General features: G+C 42.4%; 11 protein-coding genes and 1 pseudogene. 9 read left to right on the forward strand and 3 right to left on the reverse strand.

What is annotated here, in order from left to right:
• Nucleotides 1-49 precede the first annotated feature (49 nt).
• From OO774_RS22215 to OO774_RS22255, 9 genes are all read left to right on the forward strand, one after another.
• On the forward strand, nt 50-331 hold the full coding sequence (locus OO774_RS22215) for an HlyU family transcriptional regulator (RefSeq protein WP_264906813.1): 282 nt from the start codon (nt 50-52) through the stop codon (nt 329-331).
• Nucleotides 332-764: 433 nt separating this feature from the next.
• Nucleotides 765-2,321 carry a Re/Si-specific NAD(P)(+) transhydrogenase subunit alpha gene (locus OO774_RS22220; protein WP_264906814.1) on the forward strand — a complete coding sequence of 519 codons (1,557 nt, stop codon included), beginning with the start codon at nt 765-767 and terminating at the stop codon, nt 2,319-2,321.
• Between the two features lie 9 nt (nt 2,322-2,330).
• Nucleotides 2,331-3,707 (forward strand): Re/Si-specific NAD(P)(+) transhydrogenase subunit beta, encoded by a 1,377-nt coding sequence (pntB, locus tag OO774_RS22225; protein WP_264906815.1) that lies wholly within the window; start codon nt 2,331-2,333, stop codon nt 3,705-3,707.
• 156 nt (nt 3,708-3,863) lie between these two features.
• A complete protein-coding gene (vxrA, locus tag OO774_RS22230) occupies nt 3,864-5,318 on the forward strand; it encodes a sensor histidine kinase VxrA (protein WP_264906817.1) in 1,455 nt (484 codons plus the stop codon).
• A complete protein-coding gene (vxrB, locus tag OO774_RS22235) occupies nt 5,293-5,961 on the forward strand; it encodes a response regulator transcription factor VxrB (protein ID WP_264906819.1) in 669 nt (222 codons plus the stop codon). Before vxrA ends, vxrB begins: the two co-directional genes overlap by 26 nt.
• Nucleotides 5,962-5,966: 5 nt before the next feature.
• On the forward strand, nt 5,967-6,848 hold the full coding sequence (locus OO774_RS22240) for a DUF2861 family protein (RefSeq protein WP_264906820.1): 882 nt from the start codon (nt 5,967-5,969) through the stop codon (nt 6,846-6,848).
• Between the two features lie 59 nt (nt 6,849-6,907).
• Entirely contained in the window at nt 6,908-8,035 is a 1,128-nt protein-coding gene (locus OO774_RS22245) for a conjugal transfer protein TraF (RefSeq protein ID WP_264906821.1), read from the forward strand.
• Nucleotides 8,036-8,077: 42 nt separating this feature from the next.
• Complete coding sequence (locus OO774_RS22250) at nt 8,078-8,242, forward strand: YoaH family protein (RefSeq protein WP_020334875.1); 165 nt, start codon at nt 8,078-8,080, stop codon at nt 8,240-8,242.
• 636 nt (nt 8,243-8,878) lie between these two features.
• Complete coding sequence (locus OO774_RS22255; protein WP_264906824.1) at nt 8,879-9,271, forward strand: universal stress protein; 393 nt, start codon at nt 8,879-8,881, stop codon at nt 9,269-9,271.
• A 77-nt stretch (nt 9,272-9,348) separates the two neighbouring features.
• On the opposite strand, the gene OO774_RS22260 is transcribed toward OO774_RS22255, so the two are convergent.
• The 3 genes and pseudogenes from OO774_RS22260 to OO774_RS22270 all read right to left on the reverse strand — a co-directional run bounded on the left by OO774_RS22260 (nt 9,349) and on the right by OO774_RS22270 (nt 11,203).
• Nucleotides 9,349-9,570 (reverse strand): hypothetical protein, encoded by a 222-nt coding sequence (locus OO774_RS22260; RefSeq protein ID WP_264906826.1) that lies wholly within the window; start codon nt 9,568-9,570, stop codon nt 9,349-9,351.
• Nucleotides 9,571-10,024: 454 nt separating this feature from the next.
• Nucleotides 10,025-10,306: pseudogene (locus tag OO774_RS22265) on the reverse strand (recombinase family protein); the annotation flags it as partial.
• 447 nt (nt 10,307-10,753) lie between these two features.
• A complete protein-coding gene (locus tag OO774_RS22270; protein ID WP_025590161.1) occupies nt 10,754-11,203 on the reverse strand; it encodes a Cd(II)/Pb(II)-responsive transcriptional regulator in 450 nt (149 codons plus the stop codon).
• Between the last annotated feature and the right edge of the window lie 35 nt (nt 11,204-11,238).

The following is an 11,238-nucleotide window of genomic DNA, read 5'->3' on the forward strand; positions in this document are numbered from 1 at the left end:
ACATGGTATCTGTCTAAGTATAGAGGTTGTGTTGGCCCAAGGAGGAATTGTGGGATTCTTTTCTCGTTTATTTGGTGGCAGTGAGAAATCTGTCGAAGTGAAAACCGTAGAGCCAGTCGAATACAAAGGCTTCCAGATATACAAGGAAAGCATTGCAGAAGGCGGCCAATTTCGAATTGCTGGTCGAATAGAAAAAGAGTTTGATGGCGAGCTAAAGACACATCGTTTCATTCGTTCAGACTTATTGAATTCAGAAGAAGATGCCAACGAGCTGATGCTGAAAAAATCGCAACTGTTCATTGATCAAATGGGTAACAAGATCTTCGATTAACAAATCACTGTAATTTGATACGAATCATCTTAATAGGAGCCATTAGTATATATGCTGATGGCTCTTTCTTTTTTAAGGCTTAAATACCTGTTAACTAAGGAGTTAGTTAAGCCCTGGTTGGACCTCTTGTTTGTGTACGATATTTCAGGGTTTTGGGTTCAAAATCGAGAAAATTTGATTACTAAACGTTATATGTAATGAAATTTAGTGTTTATATAACAAAATACTTGCAGTCACAGCGCGCCTTAGATACAAAAAGAATATAACAGGGCTGTTGAACAGGATATGACAGTGTAAATAGATGGACCCAAACATCGGTTTTTATTTGCATTTATCTTGTGTAGTTAAACAGAAAGAAATAAAAAAGAATTAGAGTAGAGCACGGCTCTTAATTGGGACTAATTAATAGATATGTATACAAGGAGTATGCGTTTTGCAAATCGGTGTACCTAGAGAGATACTCGCGGGTGAATCGCGAGTAGCTGCATCACCAAAGTCGGTTGAGCAGTTAATTAAGTTGGGGTTCGATGTCGCGATCGAATCTCAGGCGGGGGTGCTAGCGAGTTTCGATGATGCCGCTTATGAAGCTGCAGGTGCGAAAATCGTTTCTAGTGACGAAGTTTGGACATCAGGTCTTATCCTAAAAGTAAATGCGCCACTCGTAGATGAAGAAAAAGGCATCGACGAAATTGCATTACTACAAGATGGTGCGACTCTGATTAGCTTTATTTGGCCTGCACAAAATGCAGAGCTAATGGAGCAGCTTTCAAGTAAGAACATTAACGTTCTGGCGATGGACTCAGTTCCTCGTATCTCTCGAGCTCAAGCATTAGATGCACTGTCATCAATGGCTAACATTGCTGGTTACCGCGCAGTCGTTGAGGCGGCTCACGAGTTTGGCCGTTTCTTTACAGGTCAAATTACGGCAGCAGGTAAAGTTCCACCGGCTAAAGTTCTTGTGGCTGGTGCTGGTGTTGCGGGTTTGGCGGCGATCGGTGCTGCTGGTAGCCTTGGGGCGATTGTACGTTCATTTGACGTACGTCCTGAAGTAAAAGAGCAAGTTGAATCGATGGGCGCTGAATTCCTAACAGTGAACTATCAAGAAGATTCTGGCTCGGGCGACGGCTACGCGAAAGAAATGTCAGATGAATTCAACAAGAAAGCGGCTGAACTATACGCTGATCAAGCAAAAGACGTTGATATCATTATTACTACGGCATTGATTCCAGGCAAACCTGCACCGAAGTTGATCACCAAAGAAATGGTGGACAGCATGAAAGCGGGTAGCGTAATCGTTGACTTAGCGGCAGCGAACGGTGGTAACTGTGAAAACACAGTAAAAGACCAAGTCATTACGACAAGCAACGGCGTAAAAGTTGTTGGTTACACTGACATGGTAGGCCGTTTGCCAACGCAATCTTCTCAGCTTTACGCAACAAACCTTGTGAACCTACTTAAACTTCTTTGTAAAGAGAAAGACGGCAATATTGATATCGACTTTGAAGACGTGGTACTTCGCGGTGTGACTGTTGTTAAAGAAGGCGAAATCACTTGGCCTGCACCACCAATTCAAGTTTCTGCTCAACCTCAGGCTAAGCAAGAACCTGTTGCTAAGAAAGAGCCAAAAGTTGAAGAACCAACTTCTCCGACCAAAAAGCTTGTTGGTTTGGCCGTTGGTGTTGGTGCTTTTGCATGGATTGCATCGGTCGCTCCTGCGGCGTTCCTTTCACACTTTACGGTATTCGTATTAGCGTGTGTTGTGGGTTACTACGTAGTCTGGAACGTAACGCATGCGCTACACACGCCGCTTATGTCGGTGACTAACGCTATCTCGGGCATTATTGTTGTTGGTGCTCTACTTCAAATTGGACAAGGTAATGGCGTTGTATCCTTCCTTTCGTTCATCGCCGTGTTGATTGCGAGTATCAACATATTCGGTGGTTTCACCGTCACCAAGCGTATGCTTGAAATGTTCCGCAAAGATAAATAAGGGGTCACAATGTCTGCAGGATTAGTACAAGCAGCTTACATTGTTGCTGCATTATTTTTCATCATGAGTTTGGCGGGGCTTTCTAAGCAAGAGTCTGCACGTAACGGTAACTACTACGGCATCGCAGGTATGACGATCGCGTTGATCGCGACGATCTTTAGCCCGGATGCTCAAGGTTTTGGCTGGATCATTATCGCGATGGCGATCGGTGGTGCGATCGGTATTTTCTACGCTAAGAAAGTAGAGATGACCGAGATGCCAGAACTGGTTGCGATTCTTCACAGCTTCGTAGGTTTGGCTGCGGTTCTTGTTGGTTACAACAGCTACTTGGATGCGCCTGAAGCGGCAACGCACGCTGAGCACGTAATCCACCTTGTGGAAGTATTCCTAGGTGTGTTTATCGGTGCGGTAACGTTTACTGGTTCTATCGTTGCATTTGGCAAGTTGCGTGGTGTGATTTCTTCTTCACCGCTGAATCTTCCTCACAAGCACAAACTGAATCTGGCTGCGATTGTTGTGTCTACGCTTCTTATGATTTACTTCGTAAAAGCTGACGGCAGCATGTTTGCTCTTATCGTAATGACGCTGATTGCATTTGCGTTTGGTTACCATCTGGTAGCATCAATCGGTGGTGCGGATATGCCGGTAGTCGTTTCAATGCTGAACTCATACTCGGGTTGGGCAGCGGCGGCGGCAGGTTTCATGCTTGCAAACGACCTATTGATCGTAACTGGTGCGTTGGTTGGTTCTTCAGGTGCGATTCTGTCTTACATCATGTGTAAAGCGATGAACCGCTCTTTCATTAGTGTAATTGCTGGTGGATTTGGTCAGGAGATCGTTATTTCTAGTGATGAAGAGCAGGGTGAACACCGTGAAACGAGTGCTGAAGAAGTTGCAGAAATGCTGAAAAACTCAAAATCAGTCATTATCACTCCGGGGTACGGTATGGCGGTAGCGCAAGCTCAATACCCAGTACATGAGATCACTGACGCACTTCGCTCACAAGGTATTGAAGTACGTTTTGGTATTCACCCTGTCGCGGGCCGTCTTCCAGGTCACATGAACGTGTTGTTGGCAGAGGCGAAAGTTCCTTATGATATCGTTCTTGAAATGGACGAAATCAATGATGACTTCCCTGAAACCGATACGGTACTTGTTATTGGCGCTAACGATACGGTTAACCCAGCAGCGCTAGAAGATCCAAATAGTCCTATTGCAGGCATGCCTGTACTGGAAGTTTGGAATGCTAAAAACGTAGTTGTATTCAAGCGTTCAATGAATACTGGTTACGCTGGCGTACAAAACCCGTTGTTCTTTAAAGAAAACACGTCAATGCTATTTGGCGATGCGAAAGAAAGCGTGGAGAACATTTTTAAAGCGTTGTAATAGCAGACTGCTTTAAAATCACTCAGGGTCAGCAATTGCTGGCCCTTTTTTGTTCTGGTTCAATGTTATAGTAATGCAAATCCTGAAGTTACCTAATGTCAATTGATTCTAGATTGTTGTATAGTTTGGCGTAATTTAATAAGTAACGGTAACAGTTTGATTAACAAGATTTTGCTCGGTTTAGCTACTATCCTGCCGGTTTTTTCGGCAACGGCAGCAGCCGATTCATTACCAGAGAGAATAGATACGTTTACAGAGCTATTTAACTATGAAGTAGCGCTTAAGTCGTATGATATTCGTATTCTGCAATCAAATTATCCAACCAAGTTACTTGCGCCTGACTCATTACTGCCGCAAACGTCAGACTACCCGTTAAAAGACGTACAACAACTTTATAATTTAGATAAGACTTGTCGTGGTAAATTGCCTCTCAGTCCTTTGATTACTGAGCCACTCGTATTCACCCGGGCTATCTGTAAGGGCACAGAGCTTACACCTCGATGGTTTTCTCGTAGTGGGCTCATCCACCCAGGAGGAGGGACCTACGCGGCTCGATATGTAGATAAGCATCCAGAACTTAGACCAAAGCTCGCTCAATACATGCATATTAAAGAGCGTGGCAACGAAGAGGGTGATGAATTACTCGAAAGCTTGCAAAATATGAACGACGACGCCATTAATGCGCTGATCGCCGGAGCGAGTATGTTCATTGAAGGGAGTGAACTTTGGTTACGCCGAGGTGATCGCTATTTTGTGTTCGAAAGAGAGTTATGGCAGGAAAACGTTGCGAATGCAGGTTTGTCCTATTCACTAGCGTCAGAAAACAAAAGCTGTTTCGTGAAACGAGGCAATATTTGCTGGGATGTAGAAGATCATTCACAAATTCTTCGTATCAGCATGATTGTCTTGGTCATCGCGAACATACTTCTCGTTATTGGTTGGGCGGTGTATCGTTGGAACAGTAAACGTGAAGAATTACGCAGCCGTATGCTGGTACTGCAAATTTTGACTCATGAATTGAGAACGCCAATTGCATCTCTGTCCATGACCGTTGAAGGGTTTCGTCGAGAGTTTGAGCACTTACCAGAAAGTGTATATGACGAATTCCGTAGGCTGTGCGAAGATACACGTCGATTACGCCAGTTGGCGGAGGCGAGTAAGGATTATTTGCAGTCTGATAACCAAATGCTTGCAACAGATTGGGTTCCATCTGTTGCTGAATGGTTAGAATTTAAGATTGAAGAAGAATTTGATAACGCTGTACTTATCAACATAAACGAAGACGTGGCTGCTAAAGTTAACGTGTACTGGCTTGGTACCTGTATTGATAACTTGCTTCGTAATGCACTTAAGTATGGTGTTCCACCGGTTGAGCTGAACGTTCAAACGAGTGAAGATAAAATCGTTTTCCAAGTCCGTGATGCCGGTGACTTAACCGCAAAAGACTGGACAAATTTGAAAAAACCGTTCGTAAGTAAGAGCGGATTAGGGCTTGGACTAACAATCGTTGAATCTATGGTAGGCCGCATGGGCGGAAAAATGTCCCTTATTGGACCACCTACAACCTTTATATTGGAGATACCTTGTGAAACAGACACTGCTTCTCGTTGAGGACGATAAAAACTTGGCTGATGGCCTGTTAGTAAGCCTGGAACAAGCAGGATATGAGTGTTTACATGTGGAGCGTATTGCGGACGTTGAATCGCAATGGAAGAAAGCCGATTTAGTGATTCTCGATCGCCAGTTGCCTGACGGTGACTCTGTACAACATCTTCCTGAATGGAAAAATATCAAGGATGTTCCAGTCATTCTGCTAACAGCCCTTGTGACAGTAAAAGATAAAGTGGCGGGATTGGATTCAGGTGCAAACGACTACTTGACTAAACCTTTTGCAGAGGCGGAGCTGTTTGCACGTATTCGTGCACAATTACGCGCTCCGGATTCCGCAGAACAAGATGGTGCAAGTTCAGATAAAGTGATCACAAAAGATTTAGAAATTGATCGCGCGACTCGTGAAGTCCTGTTTAAAGACGAATTAATTACACTGACACGTACAGAGTTCGATCTACTATTGTTCCTAGCGTCTAATCTAGGTCGTGTGTTTACTCGAGATGAGCTACTTGATCATGTCTGGGGTTACAATCACTTCCCAACAACACGAACTGTTGATACTCACGTACTTCAGTTACGCCAGAAACTACCTGGCTTAGAAATAGAGACACTACGTGGTGTCGGATACAAAATGAAAGCTTAAGAATAATGAAAATACTACTCCCGGTAGTTTTGTCATTAGTGTTAGTGAAGCCAGTCCAAGCGATGGACTGGTTTCGAACCAATACGCCCTTAACTCAGGCTCATCAACACCTGCTTGAAGATGATCTTTCAGGGATGTTCAACACATTAGTTGAACTGTGGCAGACAGAACCCAGTCGCGACTTAACCTCACACTTAAACGATCTGCTTGGTCAGTCTCTGACTAAGGATTGCGGGAAATCACTAACGGCTGTGACTTTGCCAGCCTGGATTAGTGGTGTTAACGTCATACGCCAAACCATTCAGAGTCCTGGGCGTGACACGTTCCGTTTAGTTGTTAAGGTAAGAGCAACCACTGAAGTAGAGCAGATCACATTCAAACGTTGGGTTGATAGCTCGATTTCGGCAGACAGTTCATTTGCGATAGAAGAAACACCACCGGGAACTGAAATCGCAAATGAGCGCAGTTTTCTCAAACGCTATAACTTAACTGGCCAGCTTGAATCTGGGCTATATCATTTAACGGTCGTCGCCAAAGATAAATCTGAGTATCGGACTTGGGTTATCTTGGGAGATTCAAACTCAAGTCAGTACGTTCGCTGGACTTCTAAAGAAAACTGGAAAGTTGAAAAGAGCGCATTGAGAAATCCGCATTGTCCATTGCCACAGCTTGAAGTAGGGCTTTATGACTACATCGAAGGTCAGTATGAGCAAATGTGGAAAAAGGCCTATGAGTCGAACTATCCTGAATCATTAGAACTCGCGGGTGTACCAAATGATCGCTACGTTCTTGCAGTAAGTATCAATAGCCGCCGTTGGCAAGGTGATATCATTGTTGAGCAAGCTCAAACGATAAGTCGTACTTATGATCTTTCACAAGAAGAATAACTAAAGAAATTACATTTGTGCCGATATAAGTTCAGGAAGAACAAAATCACAAGTGTAGTATGAAAACTCAATTCAGAATATTATCAACCGTCATCAGCGCAGCACTGTTTTCCAATGTGGCTTCAGCTGCTAACTACTCAATTGAAGCCCGCAGTGATGCGATGGGTGGTGTTGGCACAGTCTCCGCCAGTTACCTTACCGCACCATTTTTTAACCCTGCTTTAAGTGCCATCTATCGCCGCAATGATGACGCGGGTATCATTGCCCCAAGTTTTGGTATTAGCTTTGACGATCAATACGATTTGATTGATGAAATTGATCGTATCAGCAAGCTTAATGACGATGGCGAAATAGAGAGTTCATTGAATGCACTTGCTCAAGGTAATCAAAAATTAAACTTTGACCTTGGTGGTGTCGTTGCTGTTGGCATCCCTAACAAATTTCTATCAGCAACAGTTTACGGAAAACTATACACAGAATCTTTTGTACAGCCATCCATTGATACCTCTGGCGCTAACCCAATGGACAATACTTATGTTCAAGGCGTGAGTATTGGCGTAGCGGAAGCGGGTATCTCATTGGCAAAATACACCAATTACATGGGGCAGCATCTCTCTGTTGGTATCACACCAAAACTTCAACGCATTTACACTTATTCATACGCAACAAGCTTCAATAACTTTGACGCCGCTGACTTACGTGAAAATGAAACCGCTGAAACCATGTTTAACTTGGACGCAGGTGCACTTTGGTTTTTTGGGCCCTACCGATTAGGTATTGCGGCAAAGAATTTAATCGGAAGAGATGTGGAAACCAAGTCGTTTCAGTATAACAGTAAAACCATCGAGTCCTATCAATACAGCATGAGACCACTTTATACGATAGGTGCAGGCTTCGTCGCAGATTACTTTACCATGAGTGTCGACTACGACTTAAATGAAGAAAAACGCTTTTCGTCCTTTGATGATAATACGCAAATGATTCGCGCCGGTGTTGAATTTGATATTCTGCGCCAAATGGCACTGAGGGCTGGTTATATGAAAAACTTAGCTCGAAGCCATGATGATGGGACGATCACCGCGGGAATAGGGCTCTCGCCACTAAACTTGCTTGAGCTGGATATAGCAGCTCGTTATACAAATGAAAACGCGATGGGTGCGTCAATTAATTTCCTTGCGACCTATTAAACGAATCGTTATAGTCGGCTCCTCTAAATGAGGAGCTTTTTTATGTTTGACGATCTACCCCCTCTATCTCACGAAGAACAACAGCAAGCCGTGGTAAAGATTCAAGAGCTAATGTCTCAAGGCACAAGTACGGCTGAAGCAATAAAAATTGTTGCTGAAAATATTCGAGCTGAGTACGCAGCGAAACAGCAACAAGACGAAGAATAAACAAAATGATAAGCAAAGAAGCAGGGCAGTAAAATGTTCTGCTTTTTTTTGTGCCTGACGCATACCTAAACAAGTAACTCCAACAATACTACTCACTCATTATAGCAGTGACATTGTCACGTATATTGGTTTACGCAAGCTATTCTATTATTGAAAATAGTACTGCAAACAAAAGGTAAAATTTTACCAAAATAGTATTAACTGCCACACAAAAAGCAAAACGGCCTTGCTATTTTTAACTTTTAAAATAAAAAATGATTTAAAAACAATATGTTACTACGGAGTTTAACTCTGGGTATGGCGTAACTCACAGTTACTGTTGTAATTAAATTACATAAGGATGGCTTACGTATTAATCGGGTAGTGAGTTATGCTGATATATTGCGCTCGCTACGTTGTCACTTTTATTTGTAAAAATAGAAGTCACTAAATACTTGAAGTTGAGTAACAGTAAGCACTTGCACATTTTCTAAAGATTTGAGCTGATGATGTTGTATCTGTTTCAACGGTAACAGTAGAAATCTCAAGCTAGAAATATTGATGAAGTTTTGATGTTTTGAACTAATGCGTGCCTTGAATTAGTTCAAGTGAACTAGACTTATTGTAAGTCTATGAAAACTAATCGGGAGAAAAGTAATGAGCTATAAGCATATATTAGTCGCAGTTGATTTATCAGATTCTAGCAAAATGGTTATCGATAAAGCGATTAGTCAGGCATCGGATCCCAACTGCAAGCTCTCTTTTGTGTACGTAGATGTTGATAGAGTTGTGTTAGAACCTAAAGAAGAAGAGGAATACAACAGGAAGTTACAAGCGCTTGCATCAGAATGTAAATATCCAGTTTCTGATACGATGGTTGTCATTGGTGATCTCCACATTAAACTGGAAGGGATAGTCAAGCAGGAAGACATTGATTTAGTTGTTTGCGGTCATCACCACAACTTATTGAGTCGTTTCTTTTCCTCAGTTCCGAAACTCGCCAATTCAGTAGAAGCCGATTTATTAGTCGTGTACCTTCATGACCAATAACAAAGCCAAAAGAGCCGAGCTATGTCAGCTCGGCTCTTCAGTCCTCGTTTTTTAATTGTCTTCGCTATAGGGGGGAGCTAGCGAGAAACACTTGGTATCATTCTGGTCTTTTTAGTTAATATATCAGCCGATTCAGCATTCGACTTCATATCGAAATGCACATTGACTTGCACGCCTTCTTTCTCAAATGTCACGTCATCAAAATCAGTCATCGCGATCTTAAATCCGTTTCTAGCAAAAAGGCCTGTAACCATGGTCCGTTTTTTTATTTTTAGTGCTGACGCTAACAGTTTATCCATGGCAATTCTCCTTCTTAGTTGTGGGGTATCCAACAAACATAGCTCTTATTGAATATGAAATCAATTTAATATTATTATATGCCTAACTTGTTTACGATCACATACTTCGTAAGTATCTTCGATTGTCTTAAAACGACGCTTTATTGATTATGATCTTAATAGCTTATAGGTTTTTATGTGATTTCAACCAAACTATTGCTTATCTTGGGTCTAAGAATAGATACCTATTGTTACAAATTATCGAGCTTCGCATGACGCTATAAATAACAAACTGACAGAATAGTCGAAGCCGATTTTTTGGTTTTGAGCCTATCTGGCGACTAGGCGCTAAAAAAGCCGAACTCCTTGGAGAACGGCATTTAAGGTTACATCTTTAGACTTGTAGGGAGGCTAACGAGAACGACTTGGTATAGGGGTCTGAAGCCCAATGGAACGAAAACGTACGCTAAGCTTCTTACCCCGCTGAACGCTCACTTGCCAACTTTTTAGCAACCCGTATTACTGTACGACCTGAAACATTGGTAAGTTTGGCGGTATCACTGATACTCAGCTTGTTGACTACTCGTAGCTGATAGATTTTTTCGTGTAGTTCTGAATCGGCTTGCCGCCCTCTGTATTTCCCTTCCTCTTTGGCTTTCTTTATTCCTTCAGCCTGACGGCGGCGGCGATCTTGGTAATCTTTTCTCGCGATAGCAGCTAGCATATCCATCATCATGCTATTTATAGATTTGATCATGGGTTTTTGCGCCCATTTCAGCGAAAAGTCCAATGTGAGCCCTCAGCCTTTTATTTATAAGGGCTGAGGGCTACGGCATATTTTCTTTCTTAGCCCTATAAAATACGAACATATGACAAAATCGCTTGGTGTTCACAAGATTTCTGAACCATTTTTGAGAAGGTTTTGGACAGAAACGTGCTAGCTGCTTTGCTAATTTAGGCTATTACGGATAACTTTTCGTACCCTAAAACGTCAAAGACCACCGTTGTTAGCGATGGTCTATCTGCGCGGAATTGGACAAAATCATTCATTATTGATAGAGTTATCAGTTGTGAATTTATGCAATGTGCTCCTAAGAATATGCAAAACTTGGCTGGGAATGTTGATAAATGAGTATCTTGAAAGAAATATTCTAATTCACGCTAAACACCATCACAACGACACGGACATGTGAAGCCTGTACTTTTAATGAACCCCACCTAAATGCTTGCTTTTATTGCGGTTCGTAGAGACAACCTTTTCGTTAGCATTTAGTTTTTCTACAATGCCACATTCTTCCAGCGAACGCCTAGAATCGCATTCATTTCTCAATTTTTTCAACTCGCTCTCTAATAGTTTCAACTCTTTAACTCGATCTTGCACATGCTCCAGATGCTGACTAATAACATTATCAATGGGAGAGCAAGATGTACTATCTGAGCTCATCGCTTGCAACAGCGTTCGTATTTCATCATGGGCCATATCCAAAGCCCTGCAACGGCGGATAAACAAAAGCCTTTCTAGGTGAGTGACATTATAACGGCGGTAATTGTTCTCCAATTCTCTTTGAGCTTTAGGTAATAGCCCTTGTTTTTCATAGTATCGAACGGTTTCCACCGGACAGTCCGCTTTTTTCGCGAGTTCACCAATTTTCATCTATGCCTCTTTAAGTCTTGACTCTGTAGTAGGAT

Origin of the sequence: Vibrio sp. STUT-A11 (assembly GCF_026000435.1) — a bacterium.
In the GTDB taxonomy this organism is placed as follows: domain Bacteria; phylum Pseudomonadota; class Gammaproteobacteria; order Enterobacterales; family Vibrionaceae; genus Vibrio.